This is a genomic window from Actinomadura viridis (assembly GCF_015751755.1).
Lineage (GTDB): Bacteria > Actinomycetota > Actinomycetes > Streptosporangiales > Streptosporangiaceae > Spirillospora > Spirillospora viridis.
Genome location: NZ_JADOUA010000001.1, coordinates 6,629,732 through 6,655,485 on the forward strand (window position 1 = coordinate 6,629,732; position 25,754 = coordinate 6,655,485).

The following is a 25,754-nucleotide window of genomic DNA, read 5'->3' on the forward strand; positions in this document are numbered from 1 at the left end:
CACCAGTGGTCCTACTGAAGCCACCGGGTCCCCTGGCGGACAAGCTGGACGCACGACGCGAAACGAGGAGGCCCTTGTGACGACCGGACGCATGGTGAACACCGGAGACGTGGAGCTGTGGACGGAGGAGTTCGGTGACCCGTCCCACCCGCCCGTGCTCCTGGTGATGGGATCGATGTCGCAGGGCGTGGTGTGGCCCGACGCCCTGGTCGGGCGGCTCGCCGCGGGCGGGCGCAGGGTCATCCGCTACGACCACCGCGACACCGGGAGGTCCAGCGCGGTCGACTTCGAGACCGCCCCCTACACCTGGGCCGACGTCAAGAACGACGTGCTCGGCGTACTTGACGCCTACGGGATCCCCGCCGCCCACATCGTGGGGCATTCGGCCGGCGGGCTGCTGGGCCAGTGGATCGCGGCCGAACACCCGGACCGGGTGCTGACGCTGACGGCGATCGGCTCCTCCCCGCTCGGCCGCCGGGAGGGGGAGGTGCTGATGCGCGCCCTTACCGGCGAGCCGAACCGGCCGGGCGACCTCCCGCCGCCCCTCCCGGCCTTCGTGGAGTTCTTCGCGCGGGCCGCCGCGGAGCCGCCGCCCGCGGACCGGCGCGCCCTGGTCGGCTTCCAGGTCGCGCTGGCCCGGGTCCTGCACGCCCCGGACATCCCGTTCGACGAGGACGAGCAGCGCCGCCAGGAGGAACGGATCTTCGACCGTGCCCGCCGTCCCGGTTCCGAGGCCGGTCACCGCCTCGCCGCGGCGGCCGACCCGGACTTCGAGCCCACCGGGCTGCTGGGCCGGATCACCGCGCCCACGCTGGTCGTCGAGGGCACCCGCGAGCCCGTCAAACCGGGCCACGGCGCGCTCATCGCCGCGGAGATCCCCGGCGCCGAGCTGCTGATGATCGAGGGCATGGGCCACACCCTGCCGCCTCAGGTCCACTCGGAGCTGGCCGGGGCGATCCTGTCCCACACCGCCCGCGCCACCGCACCGGCCACCTGACCGTCACGGGCGCCGCTCGGGGAGCCCGAGGGTGTCCAGGACGAACCGGAACCGTTCCTCCACCGGGCACCTGGGCAGGGTCACCAGGTCGTAGCCGTACTCCCCGTAGGTCTCGACCATGGACTCGTAGGTCCGCTCCGCCACCTCCTGGGACTGCCTGCGCTCCTCGTCCCGCTCGTAGATCTCCGGCCAGGGCGGCGCGACGAACACCCGGTGGTGGTAGCGGAAGGCCCGTGCCGCCTCTTCCACGTGGGCCGGTACGGGCCGCCTCTCCAGCCGGAGATAGCCCACGATGTCGGGCACGCCCCGGTCGAAGAAGACCGGGCCGACGCCGTCCCCGGCGGCCAGGCGGTAGGAACGCAACTCCCAGCCGAGCATCAGTTCGGCGAACAGCGCCGGATCGTTCCAGGGCAGGGCGGGACCGCCGATCGCCACCTGGTCTCGGATCACCCCGCGTCCGGCCTCCTCGGAACGGCCGAATCCGGCCGCGACCAGCCGTTCGATCAACGTGCTCTTCCCCGAGCCGGGGCCACCGGTCAGGACGACGAACCGTTCGCTCATGGAGGGATTGTCGTGGAAGCGGATGGACGGCCGTGCCCGGGGTACGCGGCCCCACAAGGAGGTCGACATGCCCGAACGCAAGGAAGAAGACGAGGCCAGGACCCTGGCCGACCGGCGCGCGGAGGCCGGCGCGCCGCAGGAGGAGGACGCGGACTTCGCCGGGGAGCACGCCCCCGGCCCCACCGATCCGCCCAACGCCCGGCCCGACGCGCCGGGTGGCGAGGACGAGGGGTACAGCCCGCAGACCGAAGTGCCCTGACCGGCGCCCTGCCCTGACCGGCACCGAGCCCCGGCCGGGCTCGGGCGGGGTTCTGTCGGCGGGGGCGCCTACGGTGTGGCGGCATGGACGAGGAGACCTTAATCATCCCGCCGTCCTGGCGGCGCCGCCTCCACCCCCGGCGCGGCGGGACGCCAGGCCCGGCGATCAAGCCGGCCCCGTCCGCCGGGCCGGCCCTCCGCGCCAGGATCGAGGCCCAGGCCGCGGAGATCGACGAGCTGCTCGACCATCCGCGCAGCGATCCCGGGCTCGTCGCCGCGACCCGCCGCCACCTGCGCGGCGAGGACGATCCGCTGGGCGCCGCCGTGGCCGGCCAGATCGTGACCCGCCAGGAGAGCATTCAAAGCGATCACCTCACCGCGCTCGTGGACGCGTGGTGCACCGAGCACGGCGTGGCCTTCGCCGCGGCCGCGGTCGCCGCGCTCTCCAAGGCCGAGCCCACCTGGCGGTGGATCGAACGGGGCGAGGCGACCGAGGCATGGGTCCGCCTCCGGAACCCTAAGGAGAAGTACGGCCACTGGTGGAGCACCCGTGGCGCGGCCCGCCGGATGCGCGCCGTCCTCGCTGCCGCGGACGGCACCGAGTACGACCGGGCCGTCGCCCGCCTGGAGGATTACCGGGACGATCCGCTCCTGCGCCTGGTCACCGCCTATCTGGTCCCGACGCGCCAGGACTGGGTGAACGAGTGCCTGGACGAGATCGACAACGGCCTGCGGCACAGCCGCGACTGGATGCTGTGGTGTTCGGTCCGTTCGGCCGAGCAGCTCGTCCCGCTGGGCCCTCTCGGCTGGATGGCGGGCCAGGCCGACCTGGTCACGACCGCCGTGGACGGTGCGGGCGCGGCCCTGGCTCCGGTGCTGGCCGAGGCGTACGACTCCGCCACGCGCGCCGACGCGCGGCGCCATACCGCCGAATCGCTCGCGATCCTTCCCACCGACGAGGCGTTCCAGGCGCTGCTCGACCGGGCCGGCAAGGAACGCGTCCAGCCTGCTCTCCTGGCCGCCATGAAACGCTTCCCCGCCCGCGCCGCACGGCTGCTGCCGCCCGCCGCGTCCGGCACGGGCAAGGCCGCCGCCCTCGCCGCCGAGCTGCTGTCCGACCACCTGCTGGCCCACCCGGAGCTGGCCCCCGAGCCACCCGCCACGGCCCGCGTCCCGGAGGCTTCGGCGGCGGAGCTGCCCGCCTCGCTCGCCGATCCGCCGTGGACGCGCAAGCGCCCGGCCCGCGAGCCCGTCGTGATCGACGGCCTCCTCCCTTTCACCGACCCCGCCGTCCGCTGGAAGAGGGGCGAACGCAAACTGTGGTCCTCCACCTATCACCGCAAAGAGGACTGGGCCCAGTGGCTCGCCGACTATGAGAAGGGGCTGCTGCAGCCTTGGCAGGAGACCATCCTGTTCCTCAACGGACCGAAGGAACGCGTGCGGCCCCTGTTCGGGGCCTGGTCCCCTCACAGCCTGTGGTCGGTCGAACGGCACGCGCTGGAGCTGGCCGCCCGGTTCGAGCTCGACGCCGTCCCGATACTGCTGCACGCCGCCGCCAAGAGGGCGGCGGGTGCCGGTGAGGCCCTCGTCCCGTTCCTGACCCCGCAGGTCGCGTCGATGATGGCCGACTGGGCGGTCCGGCTGAAGTCGGCGCGGCCCATCGCGTCCGACTGGTTCGCGCGGCATCGGGTCGCCGCCGCCCCGCTGTTCGTCCCGGCGGCGCTCGGCCGGGCGCGCGCGCCACGGCACGCCGCTGAACTGGCCCTGCTCCGCATCGCCGAGCGCGACGGCGCCGAACCGGTCATCGAGGTCGCCCGCGCCTACGGCGACCGGGCCGCCGCCGCCATCGCCGACCTCATGACGAAGGACCCGTCCGAGGTGATGCCGGTCCGGGCCCCGAAGATCGGTGACTGGGCGGACCCGGCGCTCCTCCCCCGCGTCCTGCTGAACGGCCGCGACCGCGCGCTGCCGCCCTCGGCCGTCCGCCACCTGCTCATGCTGCTTGCGCTTCCGGACGGCATCCCCCGCGGAGCGGCCGAGGAGATCCGCGCGACGTGCGACGCGGAGTCCCTGGCCGAGTTCTCCTGGGCGGTCTTCGAACGCTGGCAGGCGGCCGGCTCTCCGGCCAGGGACGGCTGGGCGCTCACCCAGCTCGGCCCGTTCGGCGGTGACGACGCCGCCCGCCGCCTCGCCCCGCTGATCAGGGCGTGGCCCGGGCAGAGCCGCCACAAGAACGCCTCCGCCGGACTGGACGTGCTCGCGGAGATCGGCACCGACGTCGCCCTCACCCACCTGCACGGCATCGCGCAGAAGCTCAAGTTCAAGGGGCTCCGGGAGCAGGCCCGGGAGAAGATCGACCAGATCGCCGAGGAGCTGGGCCTGTCCGAGGACGAGCTGGCCGACCGGCTCGTCCCCGACTTCGGCCTCGATCCGGGCGGCGGGCTGGTCCTGGACTACGGCCCGCGCCGGTTCACCGTGGGCTTCGACGAGCGGCTCAAGCCGTACGTCCTCGACGGGAACGGGAAGCCGCGCAAGACGCTGCCGAAGCCCGGCGCCAAGGACGACCCGGAGCTGGCGCCCGCCGCGTACAAGCGTTTCGCGGCCCTCAAGAAGGACGTCCGCACGGTCGCCGCCGTCCAGATCCGGCGGCTGGAGACCGCGATGATCGCCCGGCGGCGCTGGGACCTGCCCGATTTCCAGCGGTACCTGATGTCCCATCCACTGATGGGCCACATCGTCCGCCGCCTGGTCTGGCTGACCGACGACGGCACGACCTTCCGGGTCGCGGAGGACGCCACGTTCGCCGGCCCCGCCGACGACACCCTCACCCTCCCGCCCGCGGCGTCCGTCCGCGTCGCCCACCGCCTCGACCTGGACGACTCCATCGCCGCCTGGTCGGAGGTCTTCGCCGACTACGAGATCGCCCAGCCGTTCCCCCAGCTGGGCCGGCCCGTCCACGCCCTCACCCTCGACGAGCTCCGGACGGGCGGGCTGGAGCGGTTCGAGGGGGTCACGGTCCCGCTCGGGCGGCTCCTCAACCTGGAGCGGCACGGCTGGGAGCACAACGCCCCGGCCGACGCGGGCATCGTCGACAACCTGATCCGGTCCCTGCCCCGGGGCGCCAACGCCATGATCGTCTTCGCTCCCGGAGTCCCGATCGGCCACCGCGAGCCGACCGAGCAGGTCACCCTCACGAGCGTCTGCGTCCTCGGCGGCCCCCTCGACCCGATCACCGCCTCGGAGCTGCTGGCCGAGCTCACCGACCTGTCGACCCCCTGACCGCCGTTCACGCCCACGGCCGGGGGAACTCCGCGCCGTCCAGCCGGTCTCCCGGGGCGAGGCCGAGCCGGTCGGTGACGACGTGGGCGCCGCCGTCGTAAGTGGTCTCCGCGTCCATGTAGATGGTGACGTGCGCCAGCCGGGCCGTCCCGGTCCGGTTCGGCAGGGCCATGTGACCGGTGTATCCGCTGTGGAACGTGCAGTCCCCGGCCCGGAGCGGGACGGTGACGCGCGGCGCCCACCGCAGCGACGGGTCGGCCGCGAACAGGTCCTCCGCGTCGTGCAGGTCCTGCGGGCGGAGCCCGGCGCGGTCCTGGGTGCCGGGCAGGAAGGTCATGCATCCGCGCTCCGGCGGGACGTCCACCAGCGCGATCCAGGCGGAGAGCGGGAGGCGGTCACCGGCGTGCGGCCAGTACGGGCGGTCCTGGTGGAACTCCGTGGCGGTGCCGCTGTGGGGCTCCTTGACCAGCATCTGGTCGTGCCAGAGCCGCAGCGGGAACCCGGCGAGACGCTCGGCGATCCGGCCGAGCCGCGGGTGGAGGGTGAGGTCGCGCAGCGTCGGGTCGCGCCGCCACACGTTGACGAGCTGGCTGAAGGTGCCGCTCGTCTCCAGGCTCTCCGCGCGGTGCGCCTCCAGGAACGCCTCGGCGCCGGCCCGGAACCGTTCGACCTCGTCCGGATCCAGGACGCCGCGGACTCGGACGAAACCGTCCCGTCGGTACGCCGCCACCAGTTCGTCGGGGATCCGCCCGCCGGCTCCGACATCGCCGGCCTCTCGTTCGACCACCACGGCCACTCCTCGCTTCGGGGACGCGTCCAGCCTCACCGCGGCACGCCGCCCCGCACCAGGCCGATCCCGGCGGGCGGTCGTACGATCCCGACATGATCGCCACGCTGCACGAGCAGGCGCTGTTCGCCGACGGGCCGATCTGGGGCGGCGTCCACCACCTGTCGGCCGGCATCGAGCCGCACACCCACGACTTCCTGGAGATCGCGGTCATCGGCCCGGGCGGCGGGACGCACGTGACCGGCCGGGGCGAGCGTCCGCTGCGGCACGGCGACGCCATCGTGCTCCGGCCGGGCGCGTGGCACGCGTTCCGGGACTGCTCCGGCCTTACTGTCGCGAACTGCTGCCTGTCCGCGCAGGCCCTGCGGGACGAGGTGTACCGGACGCCGATGCTGCGCCGCCTGCTGTGGACCGAGCCGGTGTCGTCCGGTGCCCAGGGCGTGGCGGTCACCCCCATGGACCCGGCCGACGCCGACGAGGCCATCGCCCAGATCGCCCGGCTCGAACGGGACCTGGCCGCCGCCCGGCCCCGCCCCGGGCGGCTGCTCGGCCGCCTGGTCACCGTGCTGGGCATCCTCGCCGACGCCGGCGCGCCCGGCCGGGACGCGTCCGTCCCCGTCCCGCACCCCGCCGTGGCGGCGACCATGGCCCGGCTCGAAGCGGCACCCGCCGATCCGTGGCGGCTGGACGACCTCGCGCGGGCCGTCAACCTGGACCCCGCCTACCTGGGGCGGCTGTTCGTGCAGTGCGCCGGCCTGACCCCGATGGGCTTCCTGGCCCGGCTGCGAGCCGAGCGGGCGGCGACGCTGCTGGCGCGGTCGGCCCTGCCCGTCGCCCGCGTCGGCGCCGCCGTCGGCTGGGACGACCCGACCTACTTCGCCCGGCGGTTCAAGAGCCTGGTCGGCCTGACCCCTTCGGAGTACCGGCGGCGCAACGCCCCCGCCGGGTTCAGCCCGGAGTGACCATGGCGACGTCGTCCGTTCCGGCCTCCACCTCGTCCGCCTCCTGACCGGTCGGCGGCACGTGCCTGAGCAGGGCGGCGATGAGGGCGGACGCGACCACCGAGATCACGACGCAGATCGCGGCGCCCGCCGGCACCGGTCACGGGCCGAACCGGCGGCGGTACGCCAGCGGGGTCAGGCCGGTCTCGCGGCGCATCAGCGCCCGCAGGTTGGCGGCGGTGCCCAGCCCGCTGCGCCGGGCCACCATCGCGAAACGCGACTCGCCGCGCTCGATCAACCGGCACGCCAGGGCGAGCCGTTCGCCGGTGAGCCAGGCAAGGGGCGTCGTGCCCAGCTGCGCCTGGAAACGCCGGTGCAGGGTCGCCGGGCTGACCGCGGCGCGCGCCGCGAGGTCGGCCACGGTGAGCGGCTCGTCCAGCCGCTCCTGAGCCCACGCCAGGACGGGAGCCAGGGACTCGTCCGGCGTATCGGGCACGGGACGTTCCACGAACTGCCGCTGCCCGCCGTCCCGGTGCGCCGCGAAGACCAGCCGCCGGCTCACGGCGTTGGCGATCTCCGCGCCGTGGTCGCGGCGGACCACGTGCAGCCCGAGGTCGAGGGCGGCGGCGCTCCCGGCGGAGGTGAGGATGTCGCCGTCGTCCACGAACAGCACGTCCGGTTCGAGCCGTACGGCCGGGAACCTGGCGCGGAACTCGTCCGCCCACCGCCAGTGCGCGGCGGCCCGGCGCCCGTCCAGGACCCCCGCCTCGGCCAGCGTGAAGGCGCCGCTGCAGAAGCCGACCAGGCGGGCGCCGCGCGCGTGCGCCCGCCGTACGGCGTCCAGGACGGCCGGGTGGCGGGGCACCTCGACGTCGGGCCGGTTGGGGACGATCAGGGTGTCCGCCTCGTCGGCCGCGTCCAGCCCGGCGACGCCCGTGAGCGTGAAGAAGCCGTCCCGCATCACCGTGCGGGGTTCGGGCGAGCAGAGGCGGAAGCCGTAGAGATCGCGGCCGAGTTCGGGCCGGGGCAGGCCGAAGATCTCGATCGCGCAGCCCAGCTCGAAGGGGTTGGAGTTGTCGTCCACGATCACGACGACCCGGTGCGGCCCCCGGACCGCGTGCGAGGAATCTTGCGCCATACGCGATTCCTAGCACTCACAGGTGCCGTGGTCGAACGGCGAGGATTCCCCTGTGAGCAACGAACCGATCTCTCTCGACGAGGCCCTGGCCTCCTTCGATGCCCTGTGGAGCCCTCGCATCGTCACCAACGTGAACGACTACGACGTGCGCGTCGCGAAGGTCGAGGGCGAGCACGTCTGGCACGTCCACGACGACACCGACGAGTTCTTCCTGATCCTCGACGGTGAACTGCACATCTCGCTGCGCGAGCCGTCCGGGGAGCGTACGGTCCGCCTCCCGCGGGGCTCGGTGTTCACCGTCCCGCGGGGTACGGAGCACCGGCCGTACGCTCCCGGTGGCGCCTCGCTCCTGCTGTTCGAGCCGAACGGCACCCCGTCGGTCGGCGACCGCCACGACGAGATCCCCGACCACGTCGACGCGACGACCGGTCACGCGCTCGGCTCCTGAGCGCACCGCCCGCGGGCGCACCGCCCGCGGGCGGTGCGCCCGGGTCACTTCTCCCGCAGGTACCAGGTCTCGGCCTTGCCGTCCTCATCGGTGAGGACCATGCTCTTCCTGTCGTCCGCCACCTTCGCCTGGACCGCCACGGGGGCGATGCAACGGTCCAAGATGATCCGGTACGTATCGGCGACGGTCGTGACCCGGCCGCTGCAGGTGTGGCCGCCGGAGTCGAGCGAGACCTGCTGGTCCGCCTCCACGTAGAGCGTCGGCTTCTCGCCGCTCTTGCTGGTGGGGCCCTGCCACTTGCCCTCCGGAATGCCCGAATCGGAACCGCCTCCGCAGGCGGCCGTGGCGCTCAGGCACAGGAGGGCGAGGACGGGAAGGAGACGTGCTCGGGTCAAGGGAGCTCCTCATCGATACCGGTCAGGGCCGGTGAACGTTCTTGATCATCCAGTGGGATGATCGTTCGCCCCTGCCGGTTCGGACCGTTCTCACCTCTCCGTCAGCGCGCCGCCCCCCTGGCCGGCGGCCTGCCCATCCCCTGGTGGCTGCGCAGGGCCTCAAGGACGGCGGAGGGCGTGGCGTTGCCTGGTGGTGAGGCGTTCGGGCCTGGCGCCCGCGGCGTAGAGGCCGGGCGCGGTCCGGCGGAGGACGAGCGGATCGGTGATCTCGGGGTGCCGCTCGCCCTCGTGGAGGGCGGCGGCGACGCGGCCGGGGGGCCAGCCGAGCGCGGCGGCCAGACGATCCGCGGTGAGCGGCGCACCGGCCTGGACCAGCGCCGCCAGGACGGTCAGCGCGTCGTCGGCCGCGGCGGCGGCGGACGACCCGCCGCTCATGTCGGCGCTGAGCCGGGCGAAGAACAGGGCCATGTGCTCCAGGCGGGCTCCGGCGGGCGTGGTGACGCCGAGGACCTCCGCCCCCCGCCGGGCGGCGGCGGCCCACATCGCGTTCGTGCGGGCACTGGTCAGCCAGGTACGGAGCCACACGTCGTCGTCGATGACGTACCGCTCGCGCCGCCGCCGGGGATCACGCTCGCGCCGTACCACCTCCAGCCCTTCCAGGTAGCCGACGGCCTTCGACACCGAGGCGGAGCTGACCTCCAGCCGCCGCACCAGTTCCGCGGCGGTGAGGGCGCCGGAGTCGGTGGTGACCAGGCAGGCGAGCACCCGGGCCGCCATCCGCGGCAGTCCGGTGCGGACCATCAGCCCCGCGAGCCGTTCCGCGAAGGCGCGCGCGACGCGCGGATCACGCCCGTGGGCGTCCCGCGCGACCGGTGTGCCACGGGCCGGGGCCGTTCCGTGCCGCCGGGCGCGCCGCGCGGTGGCCCGGTGAGCGCGGTCGGCCCGGTAGCCGCCGGAGCCGCCGTTGCGGGCGACCTCACGGCTGACGGTGGACGTCGGCCGGCCCAGCCGCCGGGCGATCTCCGCGTACCCGAGCCCCTCGGCCAGCCCGGACGCGATGTGCCGGCGTTCCTCGTGGGTCAATCTTCCTCCCGGCACTCCCCGCCCCTCCCCGCGTCCATTGCCGGGCCCAGTGTGCGTTCAACCCCGGATCATTGCAACGGCCGATCGAGGGATTCCTTGCGTTAACCGTCAGGCTCATTGCAATTAGCACCCGCAATGAACAGCCAAAAGGCCCCAGCTCCTGCTGATTTTCGTTGAGCGGATATGAAACGCGACATAGCCTTTCCCCTCGTCCGGCGAACGGGCACAGACGAAGGGTGAGGCGATGTCAGCGGAGGTCGCCGTCGATGTCGACGGGCTGCGCATGCGTTACGGCACGAACGACGTCCTGCGCGACGTGACGTTCCGGGCGCACCACGGGGAAGTGCTGGCCCTGCTCGGCCCCAACGGCGCCGGGAAGAGCACGACGATCGAGATCCTGGAAGGATTCCGGATGCGGTCGGCGGGACGCGTGGAGGTGCTCGGCACGGATCCGGCGCGCGGCACCGAACACTGGCGGGCCCGGCTGGGCGTCGTCCTCCAGTCCTGGCGGGACCACGGCAAATGGCGCGTGCGCGAACTGCTCGCGCACCTCGGTTCCTACTACGCCCGCTATTCCACCGACCTGATCCGCAGACCGTGGGAAACGGACGAGCTCGTCGCGGCGGTCGGCCTCACCGAGCACGCGGGCAAGAAGATCAGGACGCTGTCGGGCGGGCAGCGCCGGAGGCTGGACGTGGCCATCGGCATCGTGGGCCGGCCCGAGGTGCTGTTCCTGGACGAGCCGGCCGCCGGGCTCGACCCGGTGGCCCGCCACGAGTTCCACGGCCTCGTGCGCGACCTCGCCGCGCGGGGGCGCACCACCGTCCTGCTCACCACCCACGACCTCGACGAGGCCGAGAAGCTCGCCGACCGCATCGTGATCCTCGACGCCGGGCGGATCGTCGCGGACGGCACGGCGGCGGAACTCGCGCGCCGCATGGCGGGCGAGGACCGGGTGCGCTGGACCCGCGACGGCCAGGAGTTCGTCCACCGCGTCCCCGATTCGACCAGGTTCGTGCACGACCTGTTCCGGCGGCACGGGGAGGCGATCGAGAACCTCGAAGTCCGCCGGGCGACGCTGGAGGACACCTATCTCGCCCTGGTGAGACGGGCCGAGTCCGGAAACGGGGCGGCCCGGTGAACCCGGTGGTGCTGCGCGCGGGCTGGTCCCGCGGCCTGATCGAGCTGCGGCAGTCGTTCACCGAGGGCGGCGACCTGTTCGCCCACTTCTTCTGGCCGGTGACGATGCTGGCCGTCCTCTTCTTCCTCCGGGACGTCCCGTTCGGCGACGGCGGGCTCCTGCTCGGCACCCTCGCGCTGCCGGGCATCCTGGGCATGAACGCGTCGATGGCCATGGTGAGCATGAGCCAACTGCTCACCGCCGACCGCGAGGACGGGACCCTGCTGCGCGCGAAGGCGACGCCGCACGGGATGCCGGCCTACCTGCTCGGCAAGATCGTCTCGGTGTCCGGCGGGCTCGTCGCCGACCTCGCGATCTTCCTGATCCCCGGCCTCCTCATCGTCCCCGGGCTCGCGGTCGGCGGCCCGGGCTCGTGGGCGACCCTGGGCTGGGTGCTGGCGCTCGGGCTGGTGGCGACCCTGCCGGCCGGTGCGGTGCTGGGCTGCCTGTTCACCAGCGCCCGCGCCCAGGGGCTGGTCACGCTGCCGGTCCTCGGCGTGATCGCGATCTCCGGGGTGTTCTACCCGATCACCGCGCTGCCGGACTGGACACGGTGGATCGCCGAGGCCTTCCCGATCTACTGGCTCGGCCTCGGGATGCGGTCGGCCCTTCTCCCCGGCGAGGCGGTCGCCGTCGAGGTCGGCGAGTCCTGGCGCCACCTGGAGACCGCCGGGGTGCTGGGGGCGTGGGCCGTCGCCGGCCTCGTCCTCGCGCCCGTCATGCTGCGCCGGATGGCGCGCCGGGAGTCGGGGTCGAGCCTGGCCGGCCGCCGCGAGAAGGCCCTCCAGCGCGTCGGGTAGCGCGTTCCGGTCACCCGCGAGGCGGTGCGAGCGAGATGTGCGCCGACAGCGCGCGGAGGAAGTCGGGCGCGTCGAAGATCGTGCCGGCGGAGGCGACACCGGTCGTCCCGGTCCGCCCGGTGAGGATCCGATCGACCGCCTCCACCGCGAGCGGCGCGCTGACGGCGTAGATGTCCCGGCCGCTCGCGACGGCGCGGCGTTCCGTGCCGCCCGAGCGCACGCTGACGTCGACGAGGAAGGTCTGCGACGACCGGCCGCGCTCGTCCACCACGTCCGGCGCCGGCGCGTCCGGAGCGGACAGGTCCTTGGCGGCGCCGACCGCCATGTACGTGCGCACCTCGGGAACGGACAGGTGGCTGGGAACGGTGACGACATCGGCCATCGAGAACTCGCCGATGACCGCCTGGGTGCCGACGGGGGCCGGGAAGGGCCACTCCAGCATCGGCGGTTCGTCGTCGCGGTACTCCAGCCGCCCCTCGGTGTAGCGGACCCGCCGGCCGTTCCGGCGCCGCCGGGAGACCTGGCCCGCCGCGCGGGTGCCGGCCGTCGGGTGCCAGCTGCTCAGCCAGTACGCGATGTGCGCCTCGTCGGCCGCCTTCCAGTCGCCCATCGCCGTGGTGGCCAGCAGGTCGCCGAGGCCGCCGTAGAAGGCCATCGCGGGGACCACCTCCGTCCCCGCGTCGCGGGCGCGGTCCGCGAAGCGCGCGAACGTGTCGAGGTTGGCCTCGATCTCGGCCGCCACGTCCACGTACGGGACGCCCGAGCGCAGCGCCGCCTCGATCACCGGGGCGGCGGTCACCGCGAAGGGACCGGCCGCGTTGATCACGGCCGCCGCGCCGTCCAGCGCGCGGTCGAGCGAGTCCGGGTCGTCGACCGACGCCGTCCGGACGTCGTGTCCGGGACGGGACGCCGCCAGCTCCCGCAGCTTGCCCTCGTCGCGGCCGGAGAGAATCGGATCGAACCCGCGATCGCGCAGCTCGTCGACCACGAACCGTCCCGTATGCCCGTAGGCCCCGAACACCGCAACCTTGTGCCCCATCGGTTCCCCGCTCCGTACGAATGATCCGTTGTGAAGATCCTGGCGGTGGCTGCCCGCCCCCGCCAGCGTCCGGAACGCCATGGCCCGTACACTTTCGGACATGGACACCGTCGCGCTGGCCGTCACCGAGGGCATGCTGCACTTCGAGCTGGCCGTGGCGTACGAGATCTTCGGCGTCGAGCGGTCCGGCCTGCCCGACCCCTGGTACGAGGTCGCCGTCTGCGGCTCGGGCGCCATCCGGGTCGGCCGGTTCCTGCTGGAGCCGGACTGCGGTCTCGACCGGCTGGCAGGCGCCGGCACGGTGATCGTCCCGGCGTGGGCCGATGTCGACGAGGCCCCGCCCGCCGACCTGGTCGACGCGGTACGCGCGGCCCACGAGGCGGGCGCGCGGATGGTCTCCCTCTGCACGGGCGCGTTCGTACTGGCCGCCGCCGGCCTGCTGGACGGGCGGCGCGCGACCACGCACTGGGCCCACACAGGGGAGCTGGCCGCCCGCCATCCCAAGGTGGAGGTGGCCCCGGACGTGCTCTACACCGACAACGGCAGCGTGCTGACCTCTGCCGGCAAGGCCGCCGCGCTGGACCTGTGCCTGCATCTCGTCCGTTCCGACCACGGCGCGACGATCGCCAACACGATCGCCCGCAGCCTGGTCGTCCCGCCGCACCGCGCCGGCGGCCAGGCCCAGTTCGTCACCGCCCCGGTGCCCGCCCGCGACGACCATCCCCTCACCGGTCTGCTCCCCTGGGTGATGGAAAGGCTGGACCATCCGCTGACCGTGGAGGACCTGGCCCGCCAAGCGAACATGAGCTCGCGCAACCTGGGCCGCCACTTCAGGTCGGCGACCGGCACCACCCCGCTGCAATGGCTGCTGACCCAGCGGATCCGCCGCGCCCAGGAACTGCTGGAGACCACCGACGACAGCGTCGACACCATCGCGGCGGCCGTGGGCATGGGCACCGCCACGACGCTGCGCCGACACTTCAACCGCACGGTGGGCGTCCCTCCCGACACCTACCGCCGCACCTTCCGCACCTAGGCTCTGTTTCAAAGTCCCGGCCCACGGCGCTCGCCTGGCGGCTCGCGCCTAACCGGGCCTGTGCGAGCGCGGCATCGCTTCGCGATCTGCCAGGTGAGGCTCGCCTCCGGCATCGCCCCACCTGGCAGCCAACGCGCTCGCGCGGTGGCTGAGGCTACTTCGAGACACGCCCTAGCTCTGTTTCAAAGTCCCGGCCCACGGCGCTCGCCTGGCGGCTCGCGCCTGACCGGGCCTGTGCGAGCGCGACATCGCTTCGCGATCTGCCAGGCGAGGCTCGCCTCCGGCATCGCCCCACCTGGCAGCCAACGCGCTCGCGCGGTGGCTGAGGCCGCTTCGAGACACGCCCTAGCAGCGACCTTACAACTCGACGCGTCCCCGCCGCATGGGCAACCGTCGGGCGACGTCCTGGCCGGGCCGCTGGGCGGCGCGGGTCGTACGGGGCTCCCGCCATTCGGGTTTCCCGGGGACAGCCGGGCGGGCAGCCCCGTACGACGTCTGGCCCGCTCCCCGCGCTCCAGTCCGGGGTGCGGAATCTCAGCTCTCGTTCAGAACGCTCACGCTGGTCCGCGGCTCCCCGGAGCGCTCCAGCCCGCCCGGGGAGCCGCGGGGTCTATTCGAGGACGACCAGGGCACCGAGCACCCGCCGCCACAAGCCCCGCCGGCCGCGGCCCCGCACGGGCCGGGACGCCCTGGGGTCCGGGGCAGGCCGGACGTGCCGTGGCCACGGACGTGGGTCCGGCACCGTGGAGTCCCGGCGCACTGGCAACGATGGCGCCGAACGCGTGGCCGCACCGGCCGTCAGCGAGGGCCGGGGCCGCCTAGGCCAGCTTGGCGGTGACTGACGGATGTCCTCCAAGCGCCGCCCCAGCTCGGCGGGGTCGGCCGCCTCGACGAGCCGATACCGGCCCAGGTGGTCGAGCGTGAGCGCCCACCAGGACCCGGTGTGCTCCCCGTACCAGGCGGTGACGAACGAGAAGCGGCGCCGCAACTCAAGGATGACCTGGTCGACGGCGAACGCGACGGCCTGTCCGCTCATCGCGAGACCATCCCGCCCAGCCGACCCCGCAGTTCCTCGAACGTTGCGGCGTCCACCAACTGCCCGCCGGCCGCCGCCCACCACCGTCTCGTGGCCCGGCCGTACCAGGCGATGACGCCGTACTCCGCGTGCAGGTACCGGATCGCGGCCCGCTCCTCGTCCCACGTAGGCGCCCGAAACGGCATGGCCAGTACGCCCGGCATCGTCCCGCCGATGCCTTCGTCCATCACGGTGACCGCCCCCTTCTGCGTGCCTGTGGTGTTCGGTCACACAGAGCCTGGCGGCCGGAAGGCGGAGCGAGAGGCGCAGCTCACCCCCTGCGCGCTCCGGGTGCATTCCCCGCCCGCTCGGAGGGGTGGAGAATGCACCCCCTCTCAGACCGGCAGGTCCAGCATCCGGGCGAAGGTGCGGGCTCGCCGGTCGATCATCGGGCCGCCGTGATCGACCGCGTCAACGGCCATCTGCCGGGCCTGCGGGGAGTAGTGCACCGAGTCGTTGCACACCGGATAGGCGCGTTCCAGCCAGTCCAGGGCCGCCGAGTAATCCCGTTTCTGGTGGTAGGAACGGGCCGTTTCCACCATTAGCCGGGCGCGCCGTTCACGACTCGGGATGGTGTCCGGGTCGATCTGCCGGGCGTGGTCACGGGCCGTCGCCGATTTGGAGAGGTCGGCGCCGATCGACACCGCGTGGACGGCCACGTTGGACATGCCGAACTGCGTCCACGGGTGGTGGTATCCGGCAGGTAGCCGCTCAGCGGTATACCGCCCTTCGTCGAGGTGACGAAGGGCGTCCCCCTCCCGGCCGGCGCGGGCGCTCGTGGTGGCCGCGTGGAGTTGCAGCGCGCCGTACATGGCCCGCAACTCGTCCGGGCCGTCCTCCAGCCGAGGCCGCAGCATCCCCGCTGCCTCGGTGACCAGTTCGATCGCGCCGTCGAGATCGCCCATCGAACGTTGAACGATCGCCAGCGTCCAGGCGGCCCCGGCCAGCGCGATGGGCCGGTCGGCATCGTGCGCCGCGCTGATGCCGCGGTCGGCCACCACCCAGATGAGTTCCGGCTCGGCGGCCCAGACGATCTCGTGCTGGGCGAGCGCGTACACGTCTGAGAGCACGGCGTTGACATTCCGCCGGTGCTCCCCTTCGGTGACGCGCGCGGCGACCCGGGCGTCCCGGATCAGCGCGGGCAGGACCCGGCCCACATCGGTACGGTGCGTCGCCGAGCCATGCCACAGGCGCCAGGCGTGTGCGGTGCGGCCGGCCAGCGCATTCACGTCAGCGGGCCCCGCCGGTACGGAGAGCAGCGGGTCCCGGATGGCGTCCCGGATGGCCGGAACCGCTTCGTGCGGGATGCGGGCGAAGGACGTCATGGGGATGGACGTGGTGTCGCCGAGGTTCATGTCCGTTCCCGCCAGCAGCGCGACGTCGTCCAAACCGAGCGCCTCGGCCAGCCTGACCAGGGTGGGGAGGCGAGGTGCCAGCAACCGGCCGCGCTCGACGTCCTTCAGCCATGAGGCGGACATGCCGACCAGACCCGACAACGTGGGCCGGGACAACCCTTTGCGTTCCCGAAGGATCCGGATTCGCTGCCCGGTCGTCTTCCCCGCCAGGTCATCGAACATGAGCACCGCCCGCCGTCACGAGCCGCGTGTTAGTTGCCCGCATAGGCCCCGCTCCTTCCAGGAGGCTCAGGGATTCCCAGGCTAGGCACCGAGTCGACGCTTTTCCCAGGCTTACGGCAAGCGCCCATGCACACATGGGACGAAGGCGACGAAGCGTCGGCCAGGTGTGGCCGACGGTCGGCATGCCTGCGGCCTGTCCACGCGCAGCGAGTGGGAGGTGCACGTTGACTTGCGGCGAGTTGCTGTCTCAGAGCCGCCCGAGGCGACAACTCGCCGCAAGTCAACGGATGCGGCGGACGGGTGTCAGGCCGCCGCCGATGGGACACGTGGGATGGCGGAGTTGGGGTCGGTGCCTGCGAAGGCCAGCCCGATGACGAACCCCGCGACCTCCTCAAGCTGGCGAACGCGGTCCAGCGATCCGAGCACGGCCGGGACCCCGCCGACATCACGGACCAGTTCGCCGACGACGCGCAACGCTTCCGGATCGTCCCCGCACATGGCCACCGTGGCAGCGGCACCGGGACGGGACTCCGTCCACTGGCCGGCGGGGAACATGTGGAAGGCCTTCACGACATGCGCGCCCGGAGACATCCCGGCGATCCGCTGCGCCATCGCTTCGCCGGGGCCGGTGAGCAGGACGCCCACGCCGTGCTCGACGGCGTTCGTCGGATCGATCAACGCGGTTCCCTCCAGCGACCCGTCTGCCGCTCCCGCGCTGCGCAGCATGTCCTCGGCGCCCTGCCAGGACACCGCGAGCAGCACCGCATCGCGATCCACGACGGCCTGGCGCGGCGTGACCGCGCGCGCTCTCGCACCCAGCCGATCAGCGAGTTCCCGCGCCTTGGACGGAGAGCGCCCGGCGAGGGTGATCTCATGCCCGGCGCGCGCCCAGCCTTCGCCGAGTGCCGCCGCCAGCGTTCCGGTGCCCAGGATCCCGATGCGCATCCGCGTACCCCTCTCATGCGCTCACGCAGTCGCGTCGAGCGACGATCGTCTGGTGCACGGTAGAGAGGCCGTTACGCACCGATCGGTGTGCGACGAGCAGGCATCATGCTTCTGCGAGAGGAGCGAGCAGGAGATGGATCGAGACGAGTTCGTAGCGGACTGCCGGATACGTGCGGCCACCGACCTGTTCGCCCACACGTGGGATCCCGTGGTCCTGGCGGCTCTTTCCTCGGGGCCGCGCCGGCGCCGCGAACTGCGCGACGCCATCGGCGGCATCAGTGACAAGGTGCTGACGGACGCGTTGCATCGCCTGCTCGCGAACGGGCTGATCGACCGCCGCGCGCATGCCGAGGCCCCGCCGCGCGTCGAGTACGCCCTGAGCGGCTTGGGGCGGAGCTTGGTCGACGGCCCGCTGAAGGCCCTCGGACGCTGGGCGACCGACCACGGTGACAGGCTTCTCGAAGCTCAGGAGAAGTCCGCGCGGAACGTAGCGCGACGCCTGTCGGCCGGCCGTGATCCCCAAGTGTCGCTGGAGTCCTGAGCCCACGAACCTGCGGGGAGAGGGTCCCTGAGGGGCGAGCAGAAGGGCCACCCCGAGGGTGCAAATCGGGTCAACGGGTGGCGGAGGCGCGGACGGGCCGCGCGGGAAGGTTCCCGCGCGGCCCGTCGGCCCCGTTCGTACGGTCAGGAGGGGTGGGGCGGGCGCTGGTCAGGGGGGACGCCGCCGCCCTTTCCGCCGCCCTTGTTGCCCTTGTCGGTGCCGTGGGCGTGGCCCTTGGACCGGGTGGTCTTGGGGTCGGTGGCCTCGGGGGCGGGCTGCTCGTTCACGGCCGTACGCTCGGAACGGCTGATCTCGCGCTGCTGGGGGTTCGGCATGGTCGTTCTCCCTTCACGGTTCGAACGTCACGGTTTGAGCGGGTCGTGGCCGACCGACATGAGTGACCGGCGCCATCGGTCGTCCTGTTCGGGGGCGTCGGCCCGGTCCTCGACGAACTCCACGACCTTCCGCATCACCTCGGTGTCGTCGCCGGTCAGGTCGGCCTTGCGCTTGCGGAGCAGGTCGACGACGCGGATGCCGAGTTCGGGCAGGCCCATCCCGGGGTCGGCCGGGAGGGCGTCCTCGCCCGAGGCGTCGGTGAGCAGCCAGGTGCGGATCTCGTCCGAGGTCATGTTGACGATCTGGTGGAACTCCTCCCAGAGCAGCTCGGTGTCGGGGGTCGGTTCGGTCATCGTCCTTTCCTCCGGTCAGGCGGGCACCGCGTCCTTCTGTCGTTCGAAGTGGCGGTGCGCCGCGATGGCGTCGATCAGGTGGGTGCCGAAGTCGTCGGCGGCGCCGCGGCGGGTGACCACGCCCTGGTCGGCGCGGCAGCCCTCGTCGGCCACGCTGACACCGACGACACCGGCGCGTTCGAGGAGGTCGATGCCCTCGTCGGCGGCGCCGATGGCCTTGCCGTGCTTGAACGCCTCGGCGACGAAGTGGACGGCGAGGCCGTCGCCCATGAGGGCGCGCACGCTGTCGGCGCCGCCGGGGATCACCACGGCGTCGTACAGGACGGACGCGACGGTCGGCATGGCGCGGGTGACCTCGACCGGGCCGCCGTCGACCGCCCGGACGGTGCCGTCCTTGACGGCCAGCACCTCGCAGATCGCGCCCGCCTCGGTGAGGGTGTCGCGGACGGTGGTGATGTCGGCGGACGCCACCCCGTCGGCGGCCAGGATCGCGATCTTGCGGGCCTCGACGGTGTCGCGGGGCGCGTTGGCCTGGCTCAGCGCGGGCGAACTGCGGCCGTGGTTGGGGGTGTTGGAGACCTTGGGCGGCTCCACCCCGACGCCCTCGGCGACCTGGACGGCCAGGTCGTGGTCCACGTGGTTGAGGTGGTCCACCACGCCCTCGCGGATGGACATGGTCTCGACCTTGCCCAGCTCGAACCGGAACGCCGCGACGATGTGCTCCTTCTCCCAGCCGGACATGCTGTTCCAGAAGAGCGTCGCCTGGCTGTAGTGGTCCTGGAAGCTCTCGCTGCGCTTGCGGATCTTGTTGCCGTCCACCTTCTCCTGGTAGTGGTGGTACGAGCCGTTCTCCGACAGGGCCGGGCAGCCGCCCGAGAGCGTGTTGGGGTGGTACGCGGCGCGGGCCTGGTGGATCGCCATCTGGTGGTAGCCGTCGCGGTGGTGGTTGCGCACCTCGGCGACCGGGCGGTTGACGGGGATCTGCGAGAAGTTCGGCCCGCCGAGCCGGATGAGCTGGGTGTCCAGGTACGAGAACAGCCGGGCCTGGAGCAGCGGGTCGTTGGTGAAGTCGATGCCGGGGACGACGTTGCCCAGGTGGAAGGCGACCTGCTCGGTCTCGGCGAAGAAGTTCTCGGGGTTGCGGTCCAGCACCAGCCGGCCGACCGGGCGGGCCGGGACCTCCTCCTCCGGAATGATCTTGGTGGCGTCGAGCAGGTCGAAGTCGAACTTGTGCTCGTCCTCCTCGGGCACCAGCTGCAGGCACAGCTCGTACTCGGGGAAGCGCCCGGCCTCGATGTTGTCCCACAGGTCGCGGCGGTTGAAGTCGGGGTCCTTGCCCGCGATCTTCTGGGTCTCGTCCCACTCCAGCGAGTGCGTGCCCAGCTTGGGCTTCCAGTGGAACTTCACGAACGTGGCCCGCCCCTCGGCGTTGACGAGCCGGAACGTGTGCACGCCGAAGCCCTGCATCATCGCGAAGCTGCGCGGCAGGGCGCGGTCGGACATCAGCCACATCATCATGTGGATGGTCTCGGGCTGGAGCTGGACGAAGTCCCACAGCGTGTCGTGGGCGGACGAGGCCTGCGGGATCTCGTTGTGCGGCTCCGGCTTCACCGCGTGGACGAAGTCGGGGAACTTGATGCCGTCCTGGATGAAGAAGACCGGCATGTTGTTGCCGACCAGGTCGAAGTTGCCGTGCCGGGTGTAGAACTTCGTCGCGAACCCGCGCACGTCGCGGACGGTGTCGGCGGAGCCGCGCGAGCCGCCGACGGTCGAGAACCGCACGAACACCGGCGTGCTCAGGGACGGGTCGGTCAGGAACTCGGCGGAGGTGTACTCGGCCAGCGCGTCGTCGTACACGCGGAAGTGGCCGTACGCGCCGGCGCCGCGGGCGTGCACCACCCGTTCGGGGATCCGCTCGTGGTCGAAGTGGGTGATCTTCTCCCGGAAGTGGAAGTCCTCCATCAGGGTCGGGCCGCGCTCGCCCGCCGCCAGGGAGTTGTCGGTGTCGTCGACCTTGATGCCCTGGTCGGTGGTCAGTTCGGCGCCCTCCGGGCTCACCCGGTCCCGGTCCAGCTGCCGCTGCTTGTCGCTGTCGTGATCGGCGTGGTGCGCCATGATCGTCCCTCGTGCGTCGGATGCGGGGTCGTGCGCCCGCCCTACCCGAGTCGCCGTCCGGTATGCCCAACCCCCCGCAAAGGACGCCTCCGCGCATCGTTCCCGTCGCGGCGGGTAAAGGCGGAGCCGTGGCGAGGAGGTGGGCGATGGCCCGTACGACGGCGGGGACGGACGCGGCAGAGACGGGCGCGGCGGGGACGGACGAGCGCGAGGACCTCCCGGACAAACCCACGGCGATCGGGCGGCGCGGCTGGTGGGGCGTGGTCCGGCGTACGGTCACCGGGTTCCAGGACGACAACCTGGTCGACTGGGCGGCGGCGCTGACCTACTACGGCGTGCTCTCGCTCTTCCCGGGGCTGATCGTGGCGGTGTCGCTGGTCGGGATGCTGGGCACCTCGGGCACCCGGACGCTGGTCGACAACGTCCGGCAGCTCGCGCCCGGGCAGTTCCGCGACTCGCTGATCGGGATCATCGAAAGCCTCCAGGGGACGGCGCCGACGGCGGGCCTCATGGCGGCGTTCGGCCTGCTGCTGGCGCTGTGGTCGGCGTCGAAGTACGTGGCGGCGCTGATCAGGGCGCTGAACGCCGTGTACGACATGCCCGAGGGCCGGCCGCTGTGGAAGCTGGCGCCGCTGCGGCTGCTGCTGACACTGGCCATGGTGCTGCTGCTCGGCGCCAGCGCGCTGGCGGTGACGTTCACCGGGCGGCTGGCGGAGGAGACCGGGCGGATCCTGGGGCTGGGCTCGGCGTTCGTGACGGTCTGGGGCATCGCGAAGTGGCCGGTGCTGCTGACGATCGTCGTGGTGGCGATCGCGTCGCTGTACTGGGCCGGGCCGAACGTCCGGCAGCCGGGCTGGCGCTGGGTGACCCCCGGCTGCGTGATCGCGGTGCTGGCCTGGGTGGCGGCCTCCGCCGGGTTCGCGGTGTACGTGGCGAACTTCGGCTCCTACAACCGGACCTACGGCGCCCTGGCCGCGGCCGTGATCTTCCTCGTGTGGCTGTGGCTGTCCAACGTGGCGATCCTGGTGGGCGCCGAGTTCGACGCCGAGCTGGCGCGGGCCCGCCGGATCGCGGCGGGCGGGGACGAGGACGAGGAGCCGTACGCCGTCCCCCGCGACACCCGGAAGATCAGCGACAGGGACGACCTGAGCGAGCCGGACACGGTCAAGTAACGGAACGCATCAGATAGATAACTTAGAGTGATGATCTTCTCGCACCGGGGAAGCATGGGAAGCACTGACGGCCCGCCGAGTGATCTGGGGTGCTTCCACACATGCGAGTCCATCGACGCGTGGTCTTCCGCGGCTCGGCGGTCGCCGTGCTCGCGGCGGCGACGACCCTGGCCGCCGCCGCGGCGGCTCCCGGCGGGCCGCCCGCCCCGCCCGGCGGCGGGCCCGCGCAGCCGCCGCCCGTCCCCTGCCCCAAGGACGCGACCTGCGGGACGATCACCGTCCCGCTGGACCGCGGGAACCCCGGCCTCGGCACCGTCCAGATCGCGTACGCGCTGATCAGCCGCCGGAACAAGGACCGCCCCCCGGCGGGGACGATCGCCGCCAATCCGGGCGGCCCCGGCGGGTCGGCGATCGGTCCCGCGGCCGGGTTCGTGAAGGCGGTGGGCGACCTCCTCGACGACCACGACCTGCTGCTGATGGACCCGCGCGGCATCGGGAACTCCGGCTGGCTGGACTGCGACGTGCGCAAGGACGTGCTCACCCTGCGCGGCGAGGCGCTGTCCCGTGAACTGGGCCGGTGCGCGCGTTCCATCGGCGACCGCCGCCGCTTCCACACCTCCGCCGCCGTCGCCGACGACCTGGACGACCTCCGCGCCCACCTGCGGATCCCCCGGCTGAAGCTGCTCGGCCTCTCCTACGGCACGTACCTGATGACCGTGTACGCCCAGCGGCACCCCGAGCACGTCGACTCGATGGTGCTGTCGGGCGCGTACCCGCTGGCCTTCGACCCGTGGAAGCGGCCCAACGCCGAGGCCCTGCGGCGCGGCTACCGGCTGGTGTGCGAGCGCGGCGGCTGCGCCGCCCGCCGGGTCCTCGGCGACCTGCGGCGGCTGGCCGGGCGGCTGCGGCACCGCCCGATCCCGTACGAGGTCACGGTGAACGGCGAGCGGCGCCGGGTGGAGCTGGACGAGACCGCCCTCGCCGCGATAGTGAACGGCGCGGGCGACCAGAGCAACGTGAAGGCGTGGGGCACGATCCCCCGGTACGTGCGGGAGGCGCTGGACGGGCGGCCGGAACGGCTGGTCGAGCTGGCCCGGAAGACGCTGTTCGCCTCGCCCGACATCACCAAGGCCGGGCGGCTGTTCAGCCTGGCCGCCCAGGTGGCGGTGGTGTGCAACGACTATCCGAAGGGCTTCGACATGCGGGCGCCGGACGACGTCCGCGAACGGCAGTACCGCGAGCGCCGGGACGCCCTGCCCGCGTGGCAGTTCGCGCCGTTCAGCGCCGCCGCCTGGACCTACGGCTACAGCGAGCCGGAATGGTGCCTGCACTGGCCCGACCGCAGCGACCGCACCCAGTCCACCGCCCGGCCCGTCACCAACGCGCCGGTGCTGGTCCTGAGCGGCGACCTGGACCTGAACACCGCACCCGGCGAGGGCGTGGAGGCGGCACGGCAGTTCCGGAACGCGCGGCTGGTGAAGGTGCCCTTCTCCGGCCACGTCCCCACCGGGGAGCCGACGGGGTGCGCGATCTCGATCGCGCGCCACTTCCTGCGCGATCACACGACCGGCGACACCGGCTGCCTCACGGACATCCCGCCGGTCGCGCCGGAGCCGGTGGCGCTACCCGCGACCCGCTGAGACCCCGGCGAGGCCCGCGACGATCTCGGCGGCGGGGGCGTCCCCGGCGAGCCGGAACGACGTCCCCGCCCACAGGGCGACCGCGTCCAGGTCGCCGCGGGCCGCGGCGGCCCGGCGCAGCGGTGAGGTGACGAAGTGGACGTCGGGGTACGCGGCGGGCGCGTACCGCTCGTACTCCTCCATGAACCGGTTGACCAGCCCGCGCGCGGGCCGCCCGCTGAACGAACGGGTCAGCGCGGTGCGGGTGTGGCGGGGGTCGGCGAGCGCCGCCTTGTGCGCCGCGCTCGCCCCGCTCTCGGGGCAGCGCAGGAAGGCGGTGCCGAGCTGGGCCGCGGCGGCGCCGAGGCCGAGGACCTCGGTGACGTCCGCGGCGGTCGCCAGGCCCCCGGCGGCGATCAGCGGCAGGGTGGTGAGGGTGCGGACGGCGGGCAGCAGCGCGCGCAGTTCCCGGCCCTCGCCGAGGTCTCCGGTGTTACCGAACGTCCCCTGGTGGCCGCCCGCCTCGACGCCCTGCACGCAGAGCGCGCCGGCGCCCGCGGTCGCGGCGGTGACGGCCTCCCGCGGCGTGGTCACGGTGACGACGACGAACGCGCCCCGGTCCCGGAACGCGCGTACGGTGTCCGCGCCGGGGCAGCCGAAGGTGAAGCTCACGACCGCCGGCGGGTCGGCCAGCAGGTCGGCGATCTTGGCGTCCCAGCCGTCGCTCCGGTCGGCGGGCGGCGTGCCCGGCTCCACCCCGAGCCGCCGCGCCTCGGGCCCCAGCCGTTCCCGGTAGGCGGCGACGGCGGCCTCGTCCACGGGGTCCGCCGCCGGCATGAAGACGTTCACCCCGAAGGGCCGCGAGGTGAGCGCCCGGGTCTCGGTGATCTCCGCGCGCATCGCCGCGGCGGTCTTGTACCCGGCGGCCAGGAAGCCCAGGCCGCCCGCCTCCGACACCGCCGCGGCCAGCGCGGGCGTGGACGCGCCGCCCGCCATCGGCGCCTGCACGATCGGGTGGGCCAACCGCTCCAGCATGATCTTCCGTCCCCTCCCCGCGGCGACCGCGCGCCGTACTCCAGGCAACTCCAGGCAAGATAGCCAACGGAACGTCACGGACCGGAAAGAGGCCGGGGTATGCGGGTACTGCTGCACTACGACATGGACTACACGGACATGGACGACACGGGCCCCGGCACAGACCTCGACGTGGTGAGCTGCGCCGAGGAGGACGACGAGCGGTTCGCCAAGCTGCTGCCGGAGGCCGAGGTCATCTGGCACGTGCTGCGCCCGCTGACCGCCGGCGACATCGCCCGCGCCCCGCGGCTCCGGCTGATCCAGAAGCTGGGCACCGGGGTCAACACCATCGACCTGGACGCCGCGGCCGAGCGCGGCGTCGCGGTGGCCAACATGCCCGGCACCAACGCGCAGGCGGTCGCGGAGACGACGCTGCTGCTGATGCTGGCCACGCTGCGGCGCGTGGTGACGTTCGACGCCCGCACCCGGGAGGGCCGCGGCTGGCCCGCCGACCGCGCCCTGGTGGGCGGCGAGCTGAGCGGCCGGACGGTCGGGCTGCTGGGCGGCGGGCAGATCGCGGGCCTGCTGCGCGGGATGCTGGAGGCGATCGGCGCGACCGTCCTCTACACCTCCCGCCGCCCGCGCCCCGGCGACCCGTCCTGGCGGGAGCTGGACGACCTGCTGCGGGCCAGCGACATCGTGTCGGTGCACATCCCGCTGACCGGCGAGACGCACCACCTGCTCGACCGGGACCGGCTCGCGCTGCTGCCGCCCGGCGCCATCGTGGTCAACACCGCCCGCGGCGCGATCATCGACGAGTCCGCGCTGGTGGAGGCGCTCGCCTCGGGGCACCTGGCGGGGGCGGGGCTGGACGTCTTCGAACGGGAGCCGGTGCCCGCGGGCAACCCGCTGCTGTCCCTCGGCAACGTGGTCGTGATGCCGCACGTGGCCTGGCTGACCCGCGAGACCTGGGACCGCTACTTCACCGTGGCGGTGGAGAACTGCCGCCGCCTGGCCCGGGGCGAGGACCTGCTCCACCGCGTCCGCTGACCCACTGCCGGACCG

Annotated in this window: 27 protein-coding genes; 12 read left to right on the top strand and 15 right to left on the bottom strand. The window is 73.1% G+C overall.

What is annotated here, in order from left to right; genetic code table 11:
• Positions 1-76 precede the first annotated feature (76 nt).
• Positions 77-997 carry an alpha/beta fold hydrolase gene (locus tag IW256_RS29995; RefSeq protein ID WP_307829196.1) on the top strand — a complete coding sequence of 307 codons (921 nt, stop codon included), beginning with the start codon at positions 77-79 and terminating at the stop codon, positions 995-997.
• 3 nt (positions 998-1,000) lie between these two features.
• Here IW256_RS29995 and IW256_RS30000 read toward each other — a convergent pair whose 3' ends face one another.
• On the bottom strand, positions 1,001-1,558 hold the full coding sequence (locus tag IW256_RS30000) for an AAA family ATPase (protein WP_197014149.1): 558 nt from the start codon (positions 1,556-1,558) through the stop codon (positions 1,001-1,003).
• Positions 1,559-1,625: 67 nt separating this feature from the next.
• On the opposite strand from IW256_RS30000, the gene IW256_RS30005 reads away from it, so the two are divergent.
• Together IW256_RS30005 and IW256_RS30010 are read left to right on the top strand one after the other, a co-directional pair.
• Positions 1,626-1,817 (top strand): hypothetical protein, encoded by a 192-nt coding sequence (locus IW256_RS30005; protein WP_197014150.1) that lies wholly within the window; start codon positions 1,626-1,628, stop codon positions 1,815-1,817.
• A gap of 83 nt (positions 1,818-1,900) precedes the next feature.
• Complete coding sequence (locus IW256_RS30010) at positions 1,901-5,095, top strand: DUF4132 domain-containing protein (RefSeq protein ID WP_197014151.1); 3,195 nt, start codon at positions 1,901-1,903, stop codon at positions 5,093-5,095.
• A 7-nt stretch (positions 5,096-5,102) separates the two neighbouring features.
• Here the strand turns inward: IW256_RS30010 and IW256_RS30015 are convergent, their stop codons facing one another.
• A complete protein-coding gene (locus tag IW256_RS30015) occupies positions 5,103-5,885 on the bottom strand; it encodes a phytanoyl-CoA dioxygenase family protein (RefSeq protein WP_307829198.1) in 783 nt (260 codons plus the stop codon).
• 92 nt (positions 5,886-5,977) lie between these two features.
• Here IW256_RS30015 and IW256_RS30020 point away from each other — a divergent pair, with 92 nt between their 5' ends.
• Positions 5,978-6,844, top strand: coding sequence for an AraC family transcriptional regulator (locus IW256_RS30020; protein WP_197014152.1), 867 nt, complete (start codon positions 5,978-5,980; stop codon positions 6,842-6,844).
• On the opposite strand, the gene IW256_RS42405 is transcribed toward IW256_RS30020, so the two are convergent.
• Together IW256_RS42405 and IW256_RS30025 are read right to left on the bottom strand one after the other, a co-directional pair.
• Complete coding sequence (locus IW256_RS42405; protein WP_269217952.1) at positions 6,831-6,953, bottom strand: hypothetical protein; 123 nt, start codon at positions 6,951-6,953, stop codon at positions 6,831-6,833. The two genes, IW256_RS30020 and IW256_RS42405, sit on opposite strands and share 14 nt — an antisense overlap.
• A 30-nt stretch (positions 6,954-6,983) precedes the next feature.
• Positions 6,984-7,961, bottom strand: coding sequence for a GlxA family transcriptional regulator (locus IW256_RS30025; protein WP_197014153.1), 978 nt, complete (start codon positions 7,959-7,961; stop codon positions 6,984-6,986).
• A gap of 52 nt (positions 7,962-8,013) precedes the next feature.
• Between IW256_RS30025 and IW256_RS30030 the strand changes: the two genes are divergently transcribed.
• Complete coding sequence (locus tag IW256_RS30030) at positions 8,014-8,409, top strand: cupin domain-containing protein (protein ID WP_197014154.1); 396 nt, start codon at positions 8,014-8,016, stop codon at positions 8,407-8,409.
• Positions 8,410-8,453: 44 nt separating this feature from the next.
• Here IW256_RS30030 and IW256_RS30035 read toward each other — a convergent pair whose 3' ends face one another.
• Positions 8,454-8,804: a hypothetical protein gene (locus IW256_RS30035; protein ID WP_197014155.1), complete on the bottom strand. Its 351-nt coding sequence runs from the start codon at positions 8,802-8,804 to the stop codon at positions 8,454-8,456.
• Positions 8,805-8,963: 159 nt separating this feature from the next.
• Entirely contained in the window at positions 8,964-9,887 is a 924-nt protein-coding gene (locus tag IW256_RS30040) for a GbsR/MarR family transcriptional regulator (RefSeq protein WP_420535428.1), read from the bottom strand.
• Positions 9,888-10,131: 244 nt separating this feature from the next.
• Here IW256_RS30040 and IW256_RS30045 point away from each other — a divergent pair, with 244 nt between their 5' ends.
• Positions 10,132-11,028, top strand: coding sequence for an ABC transporter ATP-binding protein (locus IW256_RS30045; RefSeq protein WP_197014157.1), 897 nt, complete (start codon positions 10,132-10,134; stop codon positions 11,026-11,028).
• Positions 11,025-11,867 (top strand): ABC transporter permease, encoded by an 843-nt coding sequence (locus IW256_RS30050; RefSeq protein ID WP_307829200.1) that lies wholly within the window; start codon positions 11,025-11,027, stop codon positions 11,865-11,867. Before IW256_RS30045 ends, IW256_RS30050 begins: the two co-directional genes overlap by 4 nt.
• A 10-nt stretch (positions 11,868-11,877) precedes the next feature.
• On the opposite strand, the gene IW256_RS30055 is transcribed toward IW256_RS30050, so the two are convergent.
• The gene (locus tag IW256_RS30055; protein ID WP_197014158.1) at positions 11,878-12,906 is read right to left on the bottom strand and encodes a saccharopine dehydrogenase family protein; all 1,029 of its coding nucleotides are present in this window, start codon (positions 12,904-12,906) and stop codon (positions 11,878-11,880) included.
• 100 nt (positions 12,907-13,006) lie between these two features.
• On the opposite strand from IW256_RS30055, the gene IW256_RS30060 reads away from it, so the two are divergent.
• Positions 13,007-13,942, top strand: coding sequence for a helix-turn-helix domain-containing protein (locus IW256_RS30060; protein ID WP_197014159.1), 936 nt, complete (start codon positions 13,007-13,009; stop codon positions 13,940-13,942).
• Between the two features lie 610 nt (positions 13,943-14,552).
• Here IW256_RS30060 and IW256_RS30065 read toward each other — a convergent pair.
• The 4 genes from IW256_RS30065 to IW256_RS30080 all read right to left on the bottom strand — a co-directional run bounded on the left by IW256_RS30065 (position 14,553) and on the right by IW256_RS30080 (position 17,539).
• Positions 14,553-14,978, bottom strand: a complete 426-nt coding sequence (locus tag IW256_RS30065) for a hypothetical protein (RefSeq protein ID WP_197014160.1) — start codon at positions 14,976-14,978, stop codon at positions 14,553-14,555.
• Complete coding sequence (locus IW256_RS30070) at positions 14,975-15,205, bottom strand: hypothetical protein (protein WP_197014161.1); 231 nt, start codon at positions 15,203-15,205, stop codon at positions 14,975-14,977. Before IW256_RS30070 ends, IW256_RS30065 begins: the two co-directional genes overlap by 4 nt.
• Before the next feature lie 147 nt (positions 15,206-15,352).
• Positions 15,353-16,594, bottom strand: coding sequence for a helix-turn-helix domain-containing protein (locus IW256_RS30075; protein WP_197014162.1), 1,242 nt, complete (start codon positions 16,592-16,594; stop codon positions 15,353-15,355).
• A 303-nt stretch (positions 16,595-16,897) separates the two neighbouring features.
• Positions 16,898-17,539 carry an NADPH-dependent F420 reductase gene (locus IW256_RS30080; protein ID WP_197014163.1) on the bottom strand — a complete coding sequence of 214 codons (642 nt, stop codon included), beginning with the start codon at positions 17,537-17,539 and terminating at the stop codon, positions 16,898-16,900.
• Positions 17,540-17,672: 133 nt separating this feature from the next.
• On the opposite strand from IW256_RS30080, the gene IW256_RS30085 reads away from it, so the two are divergent.
• Positions 17,673-18,080: a winged helix-turn-helix transcriptional regulator gene (locus IW256_RS30085; RefSeq protein ID WP_197014164.1), complete on the top strand. Its 408-nt coding sequence runs from the start codon at positions 17,673-17,675 to the stop codon at positions 18,078-18,080.
• A gap of 143 nt (positions 18,081-18,223) precedes the next feature.
• Here the strand turns inward: IW256_RS30085 and IW256_RS30090 are convergent, their stop codons facing one another.
• From IW256_RS30090 to IW256_RS30100, 3 genes are read right to left on the bottom strand one after another with little or no spacing between them, the layout of a single operon-like run.
• Positions 18,224-18,415 (bottom strand): hypothetical protein, encoded by a 192-nt coding sequence (locus IW256_RS30090; RefSeq protein ID WP_197014165.1) that lies wholly within the window; start codon positions 18,413-18,415, stop codon positions 18,224-18,226.
• A 27-nt stretch (positions 18,416-18,442) separates the two neighbouring features.
• On the bottom strand, positions 18,443-18,769 hold the full coding sequence (locus tag IW256_RS30095) for a DUF3140 domain-containing protein (RefSeq protein WP_197014166.1): 327 nt from the start codon (positions 18,767-18,769) through the stop codon (positions 18,443-18,445).
• 15 nt (positions 18,770-18,784) lie between these two features.
• Positions 18,785-20,884 carry a catalase gene (locus IW256_RS30100; RefSeq protein WP_197014167.1) on the bottom strand — a complete coding sequence of 700 codons (2,100 nt, stop codon included), beginning with the start codon at positions 20,882-20,884 and terminating at the stop codon, positions 18,785-18,787.
• Between the two features lie 146 nt (positions 20,885-21,030).
• On the opposite strand from IW256_RS30100, the gene IW256_RS30105 reads away from it, so the two are divergent.
• The gene (locus IW256_RS30105) at positions 21,031-22,056 is read left to right on the top strand and encodes a YihY/virulence factor BrkB family protein (protein WP_197014168.1); all 1,026 of its coding nucleotides are present in this window, start codon (positions 21,031-21,033) and stop codon (positions 22,054-22,056) included.
• Positions 22,057-22,157: 101 nt separating this feature from the next.
• A complete protein-coding gene (locus IW256_RS30110) occupies positions 22,158-23,696 on the top strand; it encodes an alpha/beta fold hydrolase (protein WP_197014169.1) in 1,539 nt (512 codons plus the stop codon).
• Here IW256_RS30110 and IW256_RS30115 read toward each other — a convergent pair.
• Positions 23,679-24,710, bottom strand: a complete 1,032-nt coding sequence (locus IW256_RS30115; protein WP_197014170.1) for a nitronate monooxygenase — start codon at positions 24,708-24,710, stop codon at positions 23,679-23,681. The two genes, IW256_RS30110 and IW256_RS30115, sit on opposite strands and share 18 nt — an antisense overlap.
• Before the next feature lie 99 nt (positions 24,711-24,809).
• On the opposite strand from IW256_RS30115, the gene IW256_RS30120 reads away from it, so the two are divergent.
• A complete protein-coding gene (locus tag IW256_RS30120; protein ID WP_197014171.1) occupies positions 24,810-25,739 on the top strand; it encodes an NAD(P)-dependent oxidoreductase in 930 nt (309 codons plus the stop codon).
• The last annotated feature ends 15 nt before the right edge of the window (positions 25,740-25,754 follow it).